The following is a 19,477-nucleotide window of genomic DNA, read 5'->3' as shown; positions in this document are numbered from 1 at the left end:
GGTAACAGGCTGGGCCAGCTGAAGTGTGGGGGGCTGCAGCCGCTTGAAGATCGGAGCGTCATGCGTCGCCCAGTCCGGATCGGAGCAGCAGCGCTAGGGGTAATAGGCCTTTTGGCCTCGGCCGCTTGTTCTGCCACCCAACCGCAAGCCAATGACAAACACACCATCAAGATCGTGTACCAAAAAACGGATTCCTTCACCGCGCTGGACAAGGTCTTCACGGACGCCAAACAGGAATTCGAAGCGGCAAACGCGGGTGTCACTGTGGACCTGGAACCTATCCAAGCGAACGACGACGATTACGGCACCAAGCTCGCGCTGGCCCAGCGGTCACCGGCCACCGCTCCGGACGTCTTCTACGAGGACACCTTCAAGGTCCGTTCCGACGTCGACGCCGGGTACCTGTTGAAACTCGACAGCCAATTGGCCGGCTGGGAGGAGTGGAGCAAATTCAACGAGGGCGCCAAGGCTGCGGGGCGCGGTGACGATGGCAGCATCTACGCCGTGCCGCTCGGCACCGATACCAGGGCAATCTGGTATAACAAGACCGTCCTCCAGAAGGCCGGCATCGCCTTGCCCTGGCAGCCGAAAAGCTGGGATGACATCCTGACGGCGGCCCGCAAGATGAAGGCCGCGGATCCGGGGGTGGTGCCGTTCAACATGTACGCAGGAAAAGGCACCGGCGAAGGAACCGTGATGCAGAGCTTCTACGAGTTGCTCTACGGAACGGGAAGCTCTTTGTACTCGGAAACAGATAAGAAGTGGGTGGTGGGATCCAAGGGATTCGCCGATTCGCTCCAATTCCTGAAGACCCTCTACGACGAGAAGCTAGCCGTGACGCCGGCGCAGGCACTCGATTCCAATGTGTGGAAAAAGGTCTTTGGCGAGTGGCTGCCGCAAGGCAAGATGGGCGCCACCGTGGAAGGTTCCTACGCGCCGTCGTTCTGGCAAAAAGGCGGTTCCTACGAATGGCCCGGCTACACGCAGGATATGGCCGTGGCGAGCTTCCCGACGCAGTACGGGCAGGATCCCGGCGGCGTGAGCATGTCCGGCGGGTGGACGCTCGCCGTCGGCGCGAAGACCAAGGCCCCGGATCTCGCCTTCAAGTTCCTGACCACTGCCTTGAACAAGAAGAACGCGTTGGCCTTCGACATGAATAACTCGCAGATCGCCGTCCGCACCGACGTTGCCGCCGATCCCTCATACCAAGCGGCCAACCCGTTCGTGAAGGACGTCTCCACACTGGTGGGCGTGACGCACTACCGGCCGGCAACCGCCGATTACCCGGCCATCTCCCTCGCCGTGCAGCAGGCCACGGAGGCCGTCATCACCGGCAAACAGAGCCCAGCCCAGGCCGCCGCCGAGTATGACGCTTCGGTCAAGAAACTCGTGGGCGACGCCAAGGTCATGCAGAAATGACGCATGGCAGTCCCTGACTATCCGCGCCGCCGCAACCTACGCCGCAACCTGAGCCGCACCCTACGCCGCACAATGGGGCCCGGCACCGTGCGGCGCAGTTCGCTGCGTCGCCGGTTCCGCTTGCTGCCGGTAGCGCCCTCGATCCTGCTGCTTGCCATCTTCCTGCTGGCTCCTGTCGCATGGTCCTTCTACGCCTCCTTTACCAACTCAGCGCTATCCGGCAAGGGCGCCCTGGACCCGCAGTGGATCGGTGCGGACAACTATGTCCGGATGCTGACCGATTCGGTCTTCCCGCTTTCGGCGTGGCTGACGGTGGTTTTCGTCGCCGTGTCCGCGATCCTCGGACAGAGCGCCCTGGGGATGGCCATCGCCCTCCTGATGACCAAATCCGGCGGAGCCACGGCGTCATGGGTGGGTACAGCGGTGGTCGCATCGTGGGTACTGCCTGAGATTGTGGCTGCTTTCGCGGCATACGCATATTTCAGCCAGGACGGTACGTTGAACCAGCTCTTGGGGGCCTTGGGTATCCAAGGTGCCAACTGGCTCTATGCCTTCCCAATGGCCGCCATCATCCTCGCCAATATCTGGCGGGGCACCGCGTTCTCCATGCTGGTCTACCGGGCCGCCCTCTCTCAGGTGCCGCGGGACATTTCCGAAGCTGCCCTCATGGACGGCGCCCGGGGCTGGCAGCGGCTCGCCTACATCACCCTGCCGATCATCCGGGGAAGCATCGCCACCAACCTCATGCTGATCACCCTCCAGACTCTCGCCGTTTTCACCCTCATCTGGGTCATGACGGCGGGCGGTCCCTCCAACGCCAGCACCACGCTGCCGGTATTGGCATACCAGGAAGCCTTCAAGCTTGGGGATATTGGCTATGGCACCGCGATCGCTTCGGTCTTGATCCTTATCGGCATGGTCTTCGGCGCCGTGTACATCAGGCTTCTCCGCGGGGCGAAAGCATGACGTCGCTGCGCCGCGCGCCGCTGGTGACAGGGAAGCGTACGACGGCGATGACCGGGGCGCGGCCCCGGGTCCGCTTGGCTGCCAACGCAGCTTTGGCCGTGATCGGCTTGTGCTTCGTGCTGCCCCTCGCGTGGTTGTTACTTGCGTCCGTTGACCCGCATGCCGGATACGAGACGCAGTGGCCGCAGCCGCCGTCGTTCGCCAATTTTGCAGCCGTCCTGACGCCGGAGCTGCTCTTCCAGCCGTTGGCGAACAGCTTCGTGCTCTCTGCCGGAACGGCGGTGGTCAACCTGGCAGCGGCCGTCCTCGCGGCTTATCCGTTGTCCCGCTACCAGTCGCGATTCAACCAGCCCTTCCTGTATGCAATCCTGTTCGGCACGTCCCTTCCGGTCACGGCAATCATGGTGCCGGTCTATGGACTGTTCGTGCAGTTGCAGTTGCTGGACTCGATGCCGGCCACGATCTTCTTCATGGCGACCACCACCTTGCCCATGGCCATCTGGATGACCAAGAACTTCATGGACTCAGTGCCGCTGGAGCTGGAGGAGGCTGCTTGGATGGACGGCGCCTCGGGGCTGGCCACACTGCGGAGAATCGTCATGCCCCTGATGCGTCAAGGCCTGGGCGTGGTGTTCATCTTCGTCTTTATCCAAGCCTGGGGAAATTTCTTCGTCCCGTTCATCCTGTTGTTGTCTGCGGCCAAGCAGCCGGCTGCGGTCTCGGTTTTCAGCTTCTTCGGCCAGCACGGGGCGATCGCCTATGGGGAACTCGCCGCGTTCTCCATTCTGTATTCGGTGCCGGTGCTTGTCCTCTACGCCGTCGTGGCGAGGGGCTCAGGCAACGCGTTTGCACTGTCCGGGGCGATCAAAGGCTGAACAGCAGGACCCGGCGCCCGACGAGGAGCAGGTGTCCGCATCGCCGGAGCGCCGCGAACTAATCGATGTCCTCCACAATGGTGCCGTACGGGATGGAGTCGTCCAGGTGCGCTTGGTGGCCGCTGTGGTTGTAGACCACGCGGACACCGTGAAGCTGGTCCGCGGCCGATTGCATGAGGATGGGGCGGACGGTCTGGACGAATCTTTCCTCTTTGCCTGCGAGGTACTCCTGGTAACTGGCGGGAAGCTGGATCATGGCAAAAGAATAGTCCTGCTGGACCGTCATGGGGAGGGCTTGCGTCGGGGGCCCGGTGGCATACTGCTCGCGGCCTAAATCGTGGTGAACGGTCAAACGAACAATCTTCAGAAATCGGGCGAAATGTGGCGTAAAACTGCGTCTTAATTCGGCGGGTGATTTGTGGCGCCCGGAGCCCCGTTCTAGAGTCGTAGACAAGTTACCGCGGTAACGTGTCAGCGATCCTCCGCCGGATCTGCCTCTCGAGGGCAGGCAGGAGGGTGTGGGTGCCCCCATGTGGGCCTGACATTTGCACACGGACAACTTCATTCCAGGCGTAACAGTCGCGGCTGCGCCCTGCTGGAGTTCGTTGCGTGTATCCCAAACTCAATTCACCGATTCTGCAATCAACGGACCTGTTTTTCAAGTCCGTGAACGCAGGCCCGTTGACACACAGCCAAGGACGCAAATGTCACCACCAAGCCTCATCGACACTCATCCGAACCTCAGTAGCGCCGCTCCCGTCGCCCTCTCCTACGAACTGTTCCCGCCACGCACCCCGGCTGCTGCAGAATCGCTGTGGACCACTATCGGCGAGCTTGAGGCCACAGATCCGGACTTCGTCTCCGTCACCTACGGCGCCAGCGGCTCCAACCGGGACACCGCCGTCGAACTCATCAACCGGCTGCTCCTGGAAACAACGCTCCGGCCCCTGGCCCACCTGACCTGCGTGGGAAACACCCCGCAGGAGCTGGCGGAGATCATCGGCGAACTCCTGGACAACGGCGTGCGTGGCATCCTTGCCCTGCGCGGCGACCTGCCTAAGGACAGCGGGCAGCCCGTCAGCGGTTCGTTGCGCTATGCCCAGGACCTGATCGAATTGATCCGCCGTGTGGAGCAGCGACGTTCGGCCCTGCTGTGCGCAGGCAAGATCGCCGTTGGCGTGGCCGCCTATCCCACCCGCCACCCGGAGTCCCCGAGCGTAGAGCACGACGTCGAGGTGTTGCTCGCGAAGCAGCGTTCAGGCGCGGATTTCGCCATCACGCAGGTCTTCTTCCACACCGAGCAGTATGCGGACCTGATTTCCCGTGCCCGGCGTGCTGGAGTCACTATCCCGATCATTCCCGGGGTCATGCCGCTGACGAGCCTCCGCCGGCTCAAGCGCCTTGGCGAGCTCACCGGCGTCGAACCGGCACCGGAACTCATCGAACGGCTGGCTGCTGCGGACACCGACGCCGAACGTCGCAAGATCGGCGTTCAAGCCACGGTGGACCTGGCCAACGCGGCGCTCCAAGCAGGCGCTCCGGGCATTCACCTCTACACCTTCAATGAGCACGGGTGTGCCTTGGACGTCCTGGACAAACTTGCGCTGCCCCGCCCGGCCCGGCCTGCCAGCCGGCTCAACGCCATCGCCCGCCGCCAAGAACTCGTCAGCTGAACAACCACCTGTTCCGCGAACCCCTAAACATCAACGATTTGCACCTACTGCCCAAGGAAACTCCGATGACTGAACAGAACACCGCATTCCCCTCCGCGTCCCTCCTCGGCTACCCGCGCATCGGCCGCCGTCGCGAACTCAAGAAGGCCATCGAGGCGTACTGGGCCGGCAAGATCGACGCAGCAGCCCTTGACACTGCCGCCAAGGACATCCAGCTGACCATCGCCAAGCGTCTGCAGGAACTCGGGCTCACCGAAGCCGCTGCCGTTCCGGGAACTTTCTCCTACTACGACCAGGGCCTGGACGCCACCGCGCACCTTGGCGCCGTTCCGGCCCGTTTCGGCAAGCTCCTCAACGCAGAGGGCCAGCTGGACATTGACGGTTACTTCACGCTGGCTCGTGGCAACAAGGAACAGCAGCCGCTGGAAATGACCAAGTGGTTCGACACCAACTACCACTACCTCGTCCCGGAAATCGGCCCGGAGACCGAGTTCACCCTCGCCTCCACCCGCAAGGTTGAAGAGTTCGAGTTCGCCTTGGCCAACGGCATCGAGACCCGCCCTTACATCGTTGGCCCGGTGACCTACCTGCTGCTCTCCAAGGCTTCGGATGACGCGCCCGCCGGCTTCGCTCCGCTGTCCCGCCTCGAGGACATCCTCCCGGTCTACGTTGAGCTCCTCGGTAAGTTGGCCGCCGCCGGCGCCAGCTGGATCCAGCTGGACGAGCCCGCCCTGGTTGTTCGACCAGGACACCCCGGCCGCCGAGATCCAGGCTGCCGTTGCCCGCGCCTACGAGGTACTCTCCGGTGCCGCCCAGCGCCCGCAGCTCTTCGTTTCCACCCCGTACGGCTCGCTCGATGGCCAGCTTGGAACGCTCGCTGCGACCAACATCGACGCGCTGCACATCGACGTCTTCAAGGGTGCGGTCCCGTCCGCGGCAGCCCTGGCCGGCCTGGGCAACAAGACCCTGGTTGCCGGCGTCGTCGACGGCCACAACATCTGGCGCAACGACCTCGCGGTCTCCGCGGCGAAGCTGGACGAACTGAAGGCAGCTGCCGGCAAGATCGCTGTCAGCACCTCCACCTCCACGCAGCACGTCCCGCACGACACCGCAGAGGAAACCCAGCTCTCCGAACAGCTGCGTAGCTGGCTCGCGTTCTCCGACCAGAAGGCCGTGGAGGTCAAGACCCTCGCCGACTACCTGGCTGACCCGGCCTCCGCAAAGACCGCCATCGACGAAGCCTCCGCTGTGATCGCCTCCCGCGCCACTGCCGAAGGCGTCCAGCGTGCCGATGTCCGTGCCCGCACTGCCGCTCTCACCGAGGCCGACTTCAACCGCTCCGAGTACTCGGTCCGCGAAGCTGCCCAGGAAGAAGCACTGCACCTGCCGCCGCTGCCCACCACCACCATCGGTTCCTTCCCGCAGACCTCGGAAATCCGTTCCGCCCGCGCCCGCAACAACAAGGGCGAGCTGAACAACGAGCAGTACGAGCAGCTCATGAAGGACGAGATCAAGCGCGTCGTGGACCTTCAGGAAGAGCTCGGCTACGACGTCCTGGTGCACGGCGAGCCCGAGCGCAACGACATGGTCCAGTACTTCGCCGAGAACCTCGAAGGCTTCGATGTCACGGTGCACGGCTGGGTCCAGTCCTACGGCTCCCGCTGCACCCGTCCGTCCATCCTCTGGGGAGATGTCACCCGCAGCGCCCCCATCACGGTTGCCTGGGCGGAATACGCACAGTCCCTGACCAGCAAGCCGATGAAGGGCATGCTCACCGGTCCGGTCACCATCCTGCGCCTGGTCCTTCGTCCGTGATGACCAGCCGCTGGGCGAAACCGCCAACCAGGTCGGTCTTGCGCTGCGTGACGAAATCGCAGACCTCGAAGCCGCAGGTATCAAGGTCATCCAGGTGGACGAGCCAGCACTACGCGAACTCCTTCCGCTGCGCAAGGCTGACCACGCTGCCTACTTGAAGTGGTCGGTAGACTCCTTCCGCCTGTCCACCGCCGGTGCCGCCGACGCCACGCAGATCCACACCCACCTCTGCTACTCGGAGTTCGGCGTGATCATCGACGCGATCGACGGCCTCGACGCCGACGTCACCTCCATCGAGGCGGCACGCTCCCGCATGGAGGTTGTGCACGACCTAGAGGCGCACCACTTCGGCCGCGGCGTTGGTCCGGGCGTCTACGACATTCACTCGCCGCGCGTTCCGGGCGAGGCGGAGGTCACCGAGCTCCTGGCCACCGCCGTCAAGCACGTTCCATCCCGCCAGCTCTGGGTGAACCCGGACTGCGGCCTGAAGACCCGTGGTTACGTCGAGACCGAAGAGTCCCTGCGCAACCTGGTCAAGGCCACCAAGACGGTCCGCGCCAGCCTGCTCGAAGCAGCCAAGTAGTACCTAGAAACAAACGGCGGCGGCCGGTCACCTCGAAAGGTGGCCGGCCGCCGTCGGTAGTTTAATCACCGATGGATTCAGGACTCCCAAAGGATTTCGTCGTCCACCACGCCGTCCTCGTCCGCCGCGACCACCAGGAGCTCGTCGGTGAAGTGCGAGCCCAGGGTGAAGATCCAGGACGAAGTAGCGCTCCGGCTGGCCGGGGTAGATCGCCACATGACCTAGTTTCAGGGCTCTGAGGAACACGTCCTTGGTGAGCTGCGTCTTTTCGCGGACGCCGAACACTGCTTCCAACTGCTCTTCCTTGAGCTGGCTGCAGTGGAAGTGGAGGAACTGTTGGGAGTTGGTGCCGTCCTGGTCCAGCTCCTCGGCAATCATGTCCCGGACCTGATCCACCAACTCGGAGAGGTAGCTGAGGCGGTAGTCCACCTTGTGGAGCGCCTTCTCGTCGAAGTGGTCATGGGCCGTGACGTTCAGGTCCAGTTCGAGGGGATTGCCGGCGAGCTCGTGCGAAGCCACGTAACAGTGCTCCCGCCCGTGGTTGAGCTCGATGTCCCCAAAATGCTTGCTCGCTACCTTGCTCATGTCTTCAAGATAGTCCCAAACAAGCGGCGTGTTCCAGCATCCTGGAAGAATTCAGCCGCGTGGCTTAGGCGTTGACTTTTGCGTTGGTTTGGGCGTACTGGCGGTGCCGCCGGCGCCTGTTGTCCCAGGGCCGCCGGCCCTGACCGTTGCCGCGCTCCCGTGCAGCGTGTCGGCCAGCAACTCCGTGAAGAGCTGCACTTGAGCGGTGCGCTTTTCATTGATGAGCAGCGCGAACACATTGCGCGCAAGCCGGATGTCCGGGACATCGAGAACCACGACGCCGGGTGGCCGGTGCCGCAGTGCCAGTTCAGGTACCAGCGCGGCACCAAGCCCCGCTGCCGCCATCTCGAGGCTCGCGTGGAAGTCGTCACTGTAGGCCACGACGCGGGGGTGCAGATTGCAACTTGCAAACAGGCGTTCGATTACCACCGCGTCGCTGGTGCCCGGGTGATGCATGATCCAAGGCATGTCGGAGAGTTGCGAAGCCTGCATTTCGGCGTCCTCCCGGATGCCCCAGGACGCGGGCAGCACTACCCGGAAGTCGTCGTCGCCGATCCATTGCCGGTCCAGGGTGTGCGGCCAGGCGAGTCCGGACTGGCCCACCTGGTACACCAAGGCCAGGTCCAGTTCGCCGCCGCTGCGCAGCCCTTGAATCGTTTGGGACGGTTCGGCAACCCACACGCGGAGTTCAATGCCCAGCTTTTTCCAGCGCGGGTTCCGGAGGATGTCCGGCAGGACGTAGGTGGCCAGGCTAGGGAAGATGCCGAGCCGCAGCTCCTGGACGGGGGAGTCCGTATGCCTCGATGCGGCGGCCAGCAAGGTCTCGACGTCTGTGAGCACTTTGGACGCGTGGCGCACCATGGTCACGGCGGCTTCGGTGGGAACCGCGCTGCGCGCTGAGCGGTGGAAGAGTTCGACGCCGGTATCCCGTTCCAGCGCTGCCATCTGTTGGGATACGGCTGAGGCGGTGTAGCCGAGCCGCGTGGCAGCCGCTGCGAAGGAACCGAGCCTTGTGACTTCAAGGAGTGTCCGCAAGTGGAGGAGGTTGACCATCAGTGATCCTTAGGCTTGATGCCGGCCGAAAGACCGTGGAAGCCAGCATAACTGTGTGAGTTCAGTCTCCGCGGCTGCCTGCCGTGCCGTTCGCGACGTGGCTGGTGACTCAGGGCACGGTGTTTTCCGGATGCCGCGACACGCCGGGACCTACGCGACACGCTGGCGATTAAATGTGGCTAAGTAGTCCACAGGGTGTGGATTACGTCTTCGGATTTGGCGGATTTCCGGACATTTTTACCCCTGTGGCCTGTGGACTACCGGTGCGTTAAATGACATACTTGTAATACATCATCTTGGGGTTCCGCTGAGGCGCTTGCACTACATGTAGTATCGATTTACGGATTGAGCGGGAAACCAGCACAAGACTTGAATAGAGCGTTTGGCTGCTTTGGCAGCCAGCGGGCCAGCACCGGAAAGTCGGAACCAGAACCGGCGGGGCCTGCCAAAACGAAGAGCAAAGACTCCAACAAAGGGGACAGGGACCATGACCGTTACGGTTTACACGAAGCCGGCCTGTGTGCAGTGCAACGCAACCTACCGTGCACTGGACAAAAAGGGCATCGCTTACCAGAGCGTTGACATCTCCCAGGATGCCGAGGCCCTTGAGCGCCTGAAGGCTCTGGGTTACATGCAGGCTCCCGTCGTGGTGACCGAGCAGGATCACTGGTCAGGGTTCCGTCCGGACAAGATCGAAGAGCTGGCACTGGCTGCCGCTTCCGTGGCCTAGATCTTTCAACAGGCCTAGATCTTTCAAGTATTCCAATGTAGTCGAGGTGACTCCCATGGCAGCGCTGGCAACAGCACCTGCTCACGCAATGGCTGAGGCCGTCAGCACCCGGAGTCACCTCATCTACTTTTCCTCCACATCTGAGAACACCAAGCGCTTCGTCCAGAAGCTCGGCGTCGACGCGGCACGCATCCCGCTCCATGCCAAGGACGCGCCGCTGATCGCGCTGGAACCCTTCGTTCTTGTGTTGCCGACTTATGGTGGCACGGGGGGCGAAGGATCGGTGCCCAAGCAGGTCATCAGGTTTCTGAACAACCCGCAGAACAGGGAACTGATCCGCGGCGTCATCGGAGCGGGAAATACCAATTTCGCGGACAACTACTGCATGGCGGGAGACATCATCGCCACCAAATGCCGGGTTCCGCATCTTTATCGATTCGAACTCATGGGGACTCCGGAAGATGTTGACCGGGTCAATCAAGGATTGGAAAAGTTTTGGACACGACTGTCGCAGATACAGAAGTAACCAGGTCCGAAGGGCAGGCCACCGCAGTGGAAGCAGTCAAGGCAACCAAGAAGCCGTTGCCGGAGGCCTATAAGGGTCTCGGGTACCATGAGCTCAACGCCATGCTGAACCTCTACGGTCCGAACGGGGAGATCCAGTTCGATGCCGACCGCGAGGCCGCGCACCAGTACTTCCTGCAGCACGTGAACAACAACACCGTTTTCTTCCACGACCTGGAAGAGAAGCTGGACTACCTGGTCAAAAACCAGTACTACGAGCGCGAGACCCTCGACCAGTACACGATGAACTTCATCCGTGAGCTGTTCAACCGCGCCTACAAGAAGAAGTTCCGCTTCGAGACCTTCCTCGGCGCCTTCAAGTTCTACACCTCCTACACGCTCAAGACCTTCGACGGCAAGCGTTTCCTGGAGCGCTACGAGGACCGCGTCTGCATGGTCGCCCTGCACCTTGCCCGCGGCAACGAAGAGCTGGCCAGCCGTCTGGTGGACGAGATCATCGACGGCCGCTTCCAGCCGGCAACGCCCACCTTCCTCAACGCCGGCAAGGCCCAGCGCGGCGAGCTGGTCTCCTGCTTCCTGCTGCGCATCGAAGACAACATGGAGTCGATTGCCCGCGGCATCAACTCGGCGTTGCAGCTGTCCAAGCGCGGCGGCGGCGTTGCTCTCTCGCTGACGAACATCCGCGAGCACGGTGCCCCGATCAAGCAGATCGAGAACCAGTCCTCCGGCGTTATTCCGGTCATGAAGCTCCTCGAGGACAGCTTCTCCTACGCCAACCAGCTCGGTGCACGCCAGGGTGCAGGTGCCGTTTACCTGCACGCCCACCACCCGGACATCTACCGCTTCCTGGACACCAAGCGTGAAAACGCCGACGAGAAGATCCGTATCAAGACGCTGTCCCTCGGCGTCGTGGTTCCGGACATCACCTTCGAGCTGGCCAAGAAGAACGAGGACATGTACCTCTTCTCCCCGTACGACGTCGAACGCGTGTACGGCGTGCCGTTCTCCGACATCTCGGTCACCGAGAAGTACTACGAGATGGTGGACGACTCCCGGATCAAGAAGACCAAGATCAGCGCCCGCGAGTTCTTCCAGACCCTCGCGGAGATCCAGTTCGAATCCGGTTACCCGTACATCATGTTCGAGGACACGGTGAACCGGGCCAACCCGATCGCCGGCAAGATCACCATGAGCAACCTGTGCTCGGAGATCCTGCAGGTTTCCACGCCGTCCATCTACGCCGAGGACCTCAGCTACGAGACCGTTGGCAAGGACATTTCCTGCAACCTTGGTTCGATGAATATCGCCAAGACCATGGATTCGCCGGACTTCGGCCTCTCGATCGAGACTTCCATCCGTGCCCTCAGCGCGGTTTCGGACATGTCCTACATCAACTCGGTGCCGTCCATCGCCCAAGGTAACGCGCAGAGCCACGCCATTGGGCTCGGCCAGATGAACCTGCACGGCTACCTTGCCCGCGAGCACGTCCACTACGGCTCCGAAGAGGGCCTGGACTTCACCAACATCTACTTCTACTCGGTGCTGTTCCACGCCCTGCGCGCCTCGAACAGACTGGCTATCGAGACAGGCCAGACCTTCGGCGGCTTCGAGAACTCCACCTACGCGAGCGGTGCGTTCTTCGACAAGTACACCGAGCAGGAATGGACCCCGGAGACCGAGCGCGTCCGCGAACTCTTCGCGGGCATCCACATCCCCACGCAGGATGACTGGCGCGAGCTGAAGGCTTCGGTCATGGAGCACGGCATCTACAACCAGAACCTGCAGGCCGTTCCGCCCACGGGTTCCATCAGCTACATCAACAACTCGACGTCGTCGATCCACCCGGTGGCCGCCAAGATTGAAATCCGCAAGGAAGGCAAGATCGGCCGCGTCTACTACCCGGCTCCGTACCTCGACAACGACAACCTGGAGTACTACCAGGACGCGTACGAGATCGGCTACGAGAAGATCATCGACACCTACGCTGCTGCCACTCAGCACGTGGACCAGGGCCTGTCCCTGACGCTGTTCTTCAAGGACACCGCCACCACGCGTGACATCAACAAGGCGCAGATCTACGCATGGCGCAAGGGCATCAAGACGCTCTACTACATCCGCCTCCGCCAGCTCGCGCTGGAAGGGACCGAAGTTGAGGGTTGCGTCAGCTGCATGCTATGACAACCGTAATCGGTTGATTATTTGCGGCAACCGCCGCGCCTGAAAACTGAAGAGTACGACGCCGGGTGAGCGCCCGGCGTCGTACGCTTACCTTAAAGAACACATACGTTAAGGGGACGAAATGACCGAGAAGGTCAAGCTGCTCAGCCACGTCGAAGCGATCAACTGGAACCGAATCCAGGACGATAAGGACGTGGAGGTCTGGAACCGCCTGGTCAACAACTTCTGGCTGCCGGAGAAGGTGCCGCTGTCCAACGACGTCCAGTTCCTGGCACACCCTGACTCCGGACGAGCAGCAGCTCACCATGCGCGTGTTCACGGGCCTGACCCTGCTGGACACCATCCAGGGTACGGTTGGTGCCGTTTCCTTGATTCCGGATGCGATCACCCCGCATGAAGAGGCCGTGTACACCAACATCGCCTTCATGGAGTCGGTGCACGCGAAATCGTACTCGTCCATCTTCTCCACCTTGTGCTCCACCAAGGAGATCGACGATGCCTTCCGCTGGTCCCTCGAGAACGAGAACCTGCAGAAGAAAGCCCAGATCGTCATGGATTACTACCAGGGCGACGATCCCCTCAAACGCAAGGTAGCTTCCACGCTGCTGGAATCGTTCTTGTTCTACTCGGGCTTCTACCTGCCCATGTACTGGTCTTCCCGCGCCAAGCTGACGAACACGGCAGACCTCATCCGCCTCATCATCCGCGACGAGGCAGTGCACGGCTACTACATCGGCTACAAGTTCCAGAAGGGCCTGGAGAAGGTTTCCGAGGAGCGCCGCCAGGAAATCAAGGACTACACCTTCGAACTGCTCTTCGAGCTATACGAGAACGAAGTCCAGTACACCCACGACCTCTACGACGGCGTCGGACTGGCCGAGGACGTCAAGAAGTTCCTGCACTACAACGCCAACAAGGCCCTCATGAACCTCGGCTACGAGGCCATGTTCCCGGCCTCCGTCACCGACGTGAACCCGGCCATCCTCTCGGCCCTGTCACCGAACGCGGACGAGAACCACGACTTCTTCTCGGGTTCCGGTTCGAGCTATGTGATCGGCAAGGCTGTTAATACTGAGGATGAGGACTGGGAGTTCTAAGGTTTTTAGTTATTAGCAGTTAGTTCCTAGGTTTTTTGGTTTTCTTCGACGAAGTGGCGGGCAGCGTAGCTGCGCGCCACTTCGTTGTTGCGGCTTAGAGTTTTGCGTTGTAGACGTCGAGTCCGAAGGGGTTCAGCTATCGGATTCGTCGAAGGTGATGACCAGGACCCCGTTCTGGCGGAACGCCGGTGAGGAGGTGATCATCGGAACGTATTGCTTTAGCCATGCATCCGCGCTGGTCAGGCGGCCGGGTTGTTCGTCCACCCAGGGAACGGTCAGGCGCGCGTGGCCCCCTGTGCGTCCCTGGCAACCTCTGACGGCCACGCCGGGTAGTCTTCATGGAATCGGTCCGGATTTTCCGCCCACGCCGTGATGCCCGGATACAGGTCCGGGAAGTCGGGGCCTCGCAGATTGGACGGCCCGCTCGGGTAGTTGAAGCGATCAATGTAGGCCGTGGCGCATCCGGCTGCGAGTGGCAGCCGGATGTCGTTTTCCCAGATATCGCCGACGCTGAGTATCCGGCGACGTGAGCGGTGGCGGAGCATCCTTGGCAACAGGGTGCGGAAGCCGTCGGGTTTGCCTGCGTTCGGTGTCACTACGTCGATAAGTTTTTCGAGGCCGAGCGTCCGGATGCTCTCGAGCACGCCGGTTGGAGGTGCGTTGGTCACAAGGACCCGGAGCACGCTGCCGCTGAGGCTGTCGAGGAACCCGGGGAGGCCGGGGGCGGGGGCTATCTCCACCTTCCCGGCCGCCATGCGCTGACGGCTCTCGGCAAACGCGGCACTGAGCTGATCGGCCGGAAGATGTGAACCGAAAAGGTCCTGGACGGCGGCGTATCCGTCCGGATAGGCGCGGGAGCCCGGCTCGTTGTCCAGGAACCGTTGCAAGGCGTCGAGCAACGGTTGGCTGAAGCCGGTTGGGAGCCGACGTGCTGCAGCTTTCGCGTAGGCATTCACCGGCCCGTCTCCCTGGCAGACAGTTCCGTCAAAGTCCAGGACGAGCAGCGGCAACGGTGAGTCGTAGGCTGTATCGATTTTGGCTGTGGCCGATTGGTGGGGGCTCATATGAGGCTTTCGATCAGTGGAACGGGTCGCCGGAGGAACGCTTACGGGAGCGTCTTTCCGTCGAGGGTGTACAGGTTCCCGTATTCGGGGACGAGCCTGGGCACGTCGACCTGGAGTGCTTCCGGGCGGAAGCCGTGGATCGGCGCGACGACACCCGGGTGGATGTCCATGACCATCTTGTGCAGCGCTTCACCCGTGGCATGCCCGGAGGAGCCGACGCCGACAAAGGTGACGTCCAGCCGTTCCAGCCACTCGATGTAGGTGGACCAGTTTGCCATGAACGGACCTAACGGCTCGCCTTGGGCGTGGATGAACGGCACGAACGTGCCGTTCAGGCGGCAGGGCCCGACCAGAGGGAGATCCAAAAGACTGGGGACGTCGGAGACATCGGGTTGAATCAAGTACGACGACGGTGAGTCCCGGACGGCTTCCAGACCAACCGTGCGGATGCTTCCGCCGCTACAGGTTTCGGCCCGAGCCACTGCTTCGGTGTGACAGCGGGTCTGCGGTCGGGAGCCATCCCACGTGACAACGCCTTCCACCCCCATATTGTGAAGGAGTGCCGCGGCCTGACCGGGCCAGACGAGGGTGCGGCCGTGTGCCGCGGCCCGGGCAATGAAGCGCGCGGCGCGGTCGACATCGCGTACGTACATGCTCACCAATGCCAGTCCGGGCGCGCGGGTCATGGCCTCCGCGGCCAGATCGAGCACCGCCGACTCGCTGCGGGGCTCCCATGCGCTGGCATCTGCGGGAACGTCGAAGGAGAGCATGGTGGTCTCGGTGACCAGCATGTCCACGCCCCTGACGCGCTCTACAAATCCCTGACTAAGGCGGCCGCCGTCACGGTGGAAGTTGAGATCCCCGGTATACGCCAGCGTCCCCTCGCGTGTGGTAACAAGGAATCCGCATGCGCCGGGGACATCGTGGTCCACCGGGACGGCCTCCACAGTAATGTCCCCAACGGTAACCGGCGTCGTCATGGGGGTCAGCTCGGGCTGGTTGCCCGGGCCTGCCGTCCCGGACACCGCGATGGCAGCCTCCAGCAGCGCCGTGTCCGGGTGCGCGTAGATTGGCACATCGGGCCGGACAAAGCCGAGGGCGCCGTCGTGGTCCAGATGGGCGTGCGAGAGGAAGACGGCCGTCGGCCGATGGTCGGGCCGGCTCAGAGTTGCGCCAGGATCCAGCTGGGACGGGTCATAGACACCTGGAATTTCGGGCGCGAACCCGACAGTAAGGCGGTCGCGCAGCTCGAAGCCTGGGCGTTCCCGCACAGGTGCCCGAAAGAGGTCATGTTCGGCGGGGATGTCTAGTCCCATGTCCAGGAGCACCCGCGCCTCCGGCGTCGAGATCATGATCTTGGAGGAACCGATCACCCCGATCCCGCCGAAGAATTCAACCGTTGTCATATCGTGCCCCGTTCGTGTGTATTTTGTTTTGCTTCTTTAGCCACGAACACTTCCCTGCGTCCCGTAGGCACCCGTAACGAAGTACTTCTGCAAGAACAGAAAGAGCACGATGATGGGCAGCGTCGTAAATGACACCGCAGCGCACAGTCCTGTCCAGTCTGTGCCTTCGGTTCCGTAGAAGGCCTGGAGCCCCACTTCGATGGGCCGGACCGCATCGGATTTGGTCATGATGTACGGCCAGACGAACGCGTTCCAAGATCCCATGAACGAGTTCAGCGCCACGAGGACAAGGCTGGGCGCGGCCAGCGGAGCGGCAACCGAGAAGAGCATTCGGACGGGACCGGCACCGTCAATCTCCGCCGCTTCGAAAAGCTCCTTGGGCAGCGTGAGGAAAAATTGGCGGAGCAGGAAGATCCCGAATACCGACGCGCCCCAAGGAACGATCTGGATCAGATAGGTGTCGTACCAACCCAGCTTCTGAGCAATGATGAAATTGGGAATCAGGAGAACGGTCTGCGGCACCATCATGGCACTCATCACTAGAAGAAAGAGGATGCCCTTTCCCCGGAATCGCATGACGGCGAACGCGAATCCGGCTAGCAGCGAGGTGATCAAGACCAAGAGGACAACGCAGCCGGCAATCAGTACGGTGTTGCCGAAGTATGTCAGCCATGGGCTGCTGCCCCAGGCCCGGGCGTAGTTGGAAAAGTCCCACGAAGGCCAAAGCTTGGGCGGAAATGAGAAGACGTCCGAGTCTGATGCCACGCTGGTAATCAGCATCCAAAATATGGGAACCAGAAACAGGAATCCGACGGCGACGGCGGCCACGGGCCGCAGCAGCGGCCCCAAGCGGAGGCTCCGCCGTCCAGGGAGTGGCCTCCGCGGAACGAATCGAGTAAACGGCAACGACTTGTCCACGCGTTCCGCCCCGGCGTCCGGCGGGGTTGGCGGGACGGGAGTCCCCACGGGCGATGGTGTTCTTGCTTCCACTTGAGTTACTGGGAACCCTTCATGGCCTTCATGGCCGAGTCCTGGGCGGTTGCAAGGGCGTCTTTCGAGGTCGCGGTCCCGTTTACTGCTGCTTGGATTGCCTGGGCCAGGGAGCCGGAGGCCTTGCTGATCCAGGCCTTCGGCGGCAGCGGGGTAGCAGAGTCGAGCTGGTTGGCGGCTTCAGTAACGAACGGTGCCTTGGCAGCGTAGTCCTTGAACACGGGCTGATCCATGGCGGCCTTGCTGACCGGCAAGTAGCCGGTGTTGGAGGACCAAAACGCCATTTGCTCCGGGGAGGTCAGGAACTGCATGTATTTCCATGCGGCTGCCTTCTCGGCGTCGGTGGACTTGGCGAAGAGCGCAATGTTGGTACCTGCCAGCTGGTTGGCAGTGCCCTTGGGTCCCGAGGGCAGCGCCGCCACACCGAGCTTGAACTTGTCACCCACAGCCTTGAGATTGAACGGGTAGCTGGCCACTGAAGACAGGTCGAACGCGCCGGTTCCCCCGCCCAGCGCAACCTGGCCGGGGTAGTTGGTCCCCAGCACCAAAGATCCGTCCTTCTTCATCTGGACCAAGTAGTCCATCGCCTTGATGACCCCGTCTTTTGTGAACTGAGGCGTGCCGTCGGCCGCGAACACCGAATCGCCCATCGACTCGGCCAGGATTTCAAAGAGGGCCGTTCCGCCCGCAGGCCCGGAGGAACTGCCCGGGTCCATGGACAGGGCAACGGCGCCCCCCGTGGAGGCCTTTTTGGCAGTCGCAGCGAATTCATCCCAGGCCTTGGGCGCCGCCGGCACCATGGTCGGGTTGAAATACTGGACCACCACGGATTTGTTGAACGGCCACATCCAAGTTTTGCCGTCGGTGAGTTTCATGTCCTTCTTGATGCCCTCAAAAAACGTCTTGTACTGATCGCTCTGTGCTACATAACCATCCAGCGGGACGATCACTTGGCTGGCCGCGAATTCATCGGCCCAGTTTCCGTAGACCTGGGCGATCGTCGGAGGGGTTCCTGCCGCGGTTTGGGCGTTGATTTTCGTCTGGAGAGTCCCGTAGTCGGGCTGGTCCTGCAACTCGACTTTGATGTTCGGGTTCTTGTCCATGAAATCTTTGGTCATTTTGGCCAGCGCAGTTTTCTGCGCGCCCGAGGACATTGCCTCCATGAACGTGATGGTGGCTGGGGCCCCAGTGTCGGCCGGCACGGTGCTTCCGGACGACGGCGTGCTGGTGCCGGCGCCGCATGCGCTCAACGCCAGACTGGCCGCAACCAGAACAGACGTCGCAAGTATCTGACGACGGCCGATCAGTTCGGTTCTCTTCATGCTTCGAGTCATTTTGTGCTCCTGTAAGTGTCGGGTGTTCGGGGAAGTGTTAGGTGGTCCGGTCCGGAGACCGGGTGGTGCGCAGTTGAAGGATCGAGAGCGCCACGGTGATGGCGAAGAGGACAACGGCCAGCGCGGCGGCGTAACCCGTTTTCCTGAAAACGAAGGCCTGCTGGTAGAGCTGGAAGCCGAGCGTGGCCGTGTCGAACCCGGGACCGCCGTTTGTCATCATGAAGAACTGCGTGAAAGCTTGCAGGGAGGCCACCGAGGAGACCACGATGACGAAAATCGTGACCGGGCGCAGCTGCGGGAAGGTGACGTTCCAAAATTCCTGCCATCCGTTGCATCCATCGAGCCTTGCTGCCTCGGACAGTTCGGTGGAGATGGTGGTCAGGCCGCCCAAAAAGATCACGGTGGTGAATCCGATTTCGTGCCACAGGGAATAGATAATGACCGCGGGCATTGCGAAGTGGGAGTTTCCAAGCCAGTCAATATTGGATATTCCGAACCAACTCATGACCAGGTTGGCCAAACCGAAGCGCGGGTTGAAGATCCAGACCCAAACAATCGACGTCGCGACCAGCGGGGTTACGTGGGCCAGGAAGACCGCGGTGCGGGCGGCAACATTGATTTTTCCGGCCCGCCGCAGCAACATAGCCAGGCCCAGTGAAATGGCCGTTCCGCCTACCACCATGACAACAACAAAATACGTGGATGTCGCTAGCGTGCCGGCAAACGGCGGATCCTGCGAGCCGTCCACAAACATCTGATAGTTGGCCAGGCCGACGAACTTGTTCTGGTCCGGGTTCAGCCAGTTCCACTTGAAAGTACTGACCACAAAAGTAAAAACGGTTGGCGCGATGGTAAAGACCAAGAAGATAGCCAGAGCCGGGAGTATTAATAGATACGCCACCGGGGAGCGCAGTCCCGACCTGCCCCGGGAGACCGCGGTCCGGGACGCAGGCACTGACCTGCCCTGGATGATTGCCTTCAAGGTGACTCCCAACTGCATGCATGACCTGTCCGGTCCTTGGTGGGTGGCCAAGATCCCTACCTTCCGGTCAGAACATGGCGAAGTCAGAACTCCAAAGTGAATCGAAGGCAAACAAAGGGCGGATATTTCGACCGGCAACCAAGGCGTCTGTATTCGGGACGATGGGACTACGGGCGCAGCAGGACCCACCCAAACAGACAGG

The 19,477-nt window shown here is 61.8% G+C and carries 15 protein-coding genes and 3 pseudogenes; 9 read left to right on the top strand and 9 right to left on the bottom strand.

Annotated features, from left to right (window positions below; genetic code table 11):
• Positions 1-60: 60 nt before the first annotated feature.
• The 3 genes from ACF0H6_RS03035 to ACF0H6_RS03025 all read left to right on the top strand — a co-directional run bounded on the left by ACF0H6_RS03035 (position 61) and on the right by ACF0H6_RS03025 (position 3,260).
• The gene (locus ACF0H6_RS03035) at positions 61-1,419 is read left to right on the top strand and encodes an extracellular solute-binding protein (RefSeq protein ID WP_395248407.1); all 1,359 of its coding nucleotides are present in this window, start codon (positions 61-63) and stop codon (positions 1,417-1,419) included.
• 72 nt (positions 1,420-1,491) lie between these two features.
• Positions 1,492-2,385, top strand: a complete 894-nt coding sequence (locus ACF0H6_RS03030; RefSeq protein ID WP_395249861.1) for a carbohydrate ABC transporter permease — start codon at positions 1,492-1,494, stop codon at positions 2,383-2,385.
• 47 nt (positions 2,386-2,432) lie between these two features.
• Complete coding sequence (locus ACF0H6_RS03025) at positions 2,433-3,260, top strand: carbohydrate ABC transporter permease (protein WP_395249860.1); 828 nt, start codon at positions 2,433-2,435, stop codon at positions 3,258-3,260.
• A gap of 58 nt (positions 3,261-3,318) precedes the next feature.
• Here ACF0H6_RS03025 and ACF0H6_RS03020 read toward each other — a convergent pair whose 3' ends face one another.
• Positions 3,319-3,516: a hypothetical protein gene (locus tag ACF0H6_RS03020; RefSeq protein ID WP_395249859.1), complete on the bottom strand. Its 198-nt coding sequence runs from the start codon at positions 3,514-3,516 to the stop codon at positions 3,319-3,321.
• A 448-nt stretch (positions 3,517-3,964) separates the two neighbouring features.
• Here ACF0H6_RS03020 and ACF0H6_RS03015 point away from each other — a divergent pair, with 448 nt between their 5' ends.
• The gene (locus ACF0H6_RS03015) at positions 3,965-4,933 is read left to right on the top strand and encodes a methylenetetrahydrofolate reductase (protein WP_395248406.1); all 969 of its coding nucleotides are present in this window, start codon (positions 3,965-3,967) and stop codon (positions 4,931-4,933) included.
• 65 nt (positions 4,934-4,998) lie between these two features.
• A pseudogene (gene metE, locus ACF0H6_RS03010) lies at positions 4,999-7,331 on the top strand (5-methyltetrahydropteroyltriglutamate--homocysteine S-methyltransferase).
• Positions 7,332-7,408: 77 nt separating this feature from the next.
• Here metE and ACF0H6_RS03005 read toward each other — a convergent pair.
• Positions 7,409-7,916: pseudogene (locus ACF0H6_RS03005) on the bottom strand (DUF2004 domain-containing protein).
• A 51-nt stretch (positions 7,917-7,967) separates the two neighbouring features.
• Positions 7,968-8,969 (bottom strand): LysR family transcriptional regulator, encoded by a 1,002-nt coding sequence (locus ACF0H6_RS03000; protein WP_395248405.1) that lies wholly within the window; start codon positions 8,967-8,969, stop codon positions 7,968-7,970.
• 487 nt (positions 8,970-9,456) lie between these two features.
• Between ACF0H6_RS03000 and nrdH the strand changes: the two genes are divergently transcribed.
• The 4 genes and pseudogenes from nrdH to nrdF all read left to right on the top strand — a co-directional run bounded on the left by nrdH (position 9,457) and on the right by nrdF (position 13,499).
• On the top strand, positions 9,457-9,699 hold the full coding sequence (gene nrdH, locus ACF0H6_RS02995) for a glutaredoxin-like protein NrdH (RefSeq protein ID WP_028267421.1): 243 nt from the start codon (positions 9,457-9,459) through the stop codon (positions 9,697-9,699).
• A gap of 55 nt (positions 9,700-9,754) precedes the next feature.
• Entirely contained in the window at positions 9,755-10,225 is a 471-nt protein-coding gene (nrdI, locus tag ACF0H6_RS02990; RefSeq protein ID WP_395248404.1) for a class Ib ribonucleoside-diphosphate reductase assembly flavoprotein NrdI, read from the top strand.
• Positions 10,226-10,281: 56 nt separating this feature from the next.
• Positions 10,282-12,402, top strand: coding sequence for a class 1b ribonucleoside-diphosphate reductase subunit alpha (nrdE, locus tag ACF0H6_RS02985; protein WP_395249858.1), 2,121 nt, complete (start codon positions 10,282-10,284; stop codon positions 12,400-12,402).
• Positions 12,403-12,523: 121 nt separating this feature from the next.
• Positions 12,524-13,499: pseudogene (gene nrdF / locus ACF0H6_RS02980) on the top strand (class 1b ribonucleoside-diphosphate reductase subunit beta).
• A gap of 132 nt (positions 13,500-13,631) precedes the next feature.
• On the opposite strand, the gene ACF0H6_RS02975 reads toward nrdF, so the two are convergent.
• Genes ACF0H6_RS02975 through ACF0H6_RS02950 form a run of 6 tightly spaced genes read right to left on the bottom strand, consistent with a single transcriptional unit; the run spans position 13,632 to position 19,326 of the window.
• A complete protein-coding gene (locus tag ACF0H6_RS02975) occupies positions 13,632-13,763 on the bottom strand; it encodes a hypothetical protein (protein WP_395248403.1) in 132 nt (43 codons plus the stop codon).
• 11 nt (positions 13,764-13,774) lie between these two features.
• Complete coding sequence (locus tag ACF0H6_RS02970) at positions 13,775-14,563, bottom strand: HAD family hydrolase (protein ID WP_395248402.1); 789 nt, start codon at positions 14,561-14,563, stop codon at positions 13,775-13,777.
• Positions 14,564-14,604: 41 nt separating this feature from the next.
• Complete coding sequence (locus tag ACF0H6_RS02965; RefSeq protein ID WP_395248401.1) at positions 14,605-15,969, bottom strand: MBL fold metallo-hydrolase; 1,365 nt, start codon at positions 15,967-15,969, stop codon at positions 14,605-14,607.
• Positions 15,970-16,005: 36 nt separating this feature from the next.
• Positions 16,006-16,935, bottom strand: a complete 930-nt coding sequence (locus tag ACF0H6_RS02960; protein ID WP_395248400.1) for a carbohydrate ABC transporter permease — start codon at positions 16,933-16,935, stop codon at positions 16,006-16,008.
• A 29-nt stretch (positions 16,936-16,964) separates the two neighbouring features.
• Complete coding sequence (locus ACF0H6_RS02955) at positions 16,965-18,281, bottom strand: ABC transporter substrate-binding protein (RefSeq protein ID WP_395248399.1); 1,317 nt, start codon at positions 18,279-18,281, stop codon at positions 16,965-16,967.
• A gap of 49 nt (positions 18,282-18,330) precedes the next feature.
• Positions 18,331-19,326, bottom strand: a complete 996-nt coding sequence (locus ACF0H6_RS02950) for a carbohydrate ABC transporter permease (RefSeq protein WP_395248398.1) — start codon at positions 19,324-19,326, stop codon at positions 18,331-18,333.
• Positions 19,327-19,477 lie beyond the last annotated feature (151 nt).

It is taken from the genome of Arthrobacter sp. NA-172, from assembly GCF_043952055.1.
Lineage (GTDB): Bacteria > Actinomycetota > Actinomycetes > Actinomycetales > Micrococcaceae > Arthrobacter.
The sequence above is the reverse complement of the archived record's forward strand: the minus strand, read 5'-3'. Positions and strand labels throughout refer to the sequence as shown.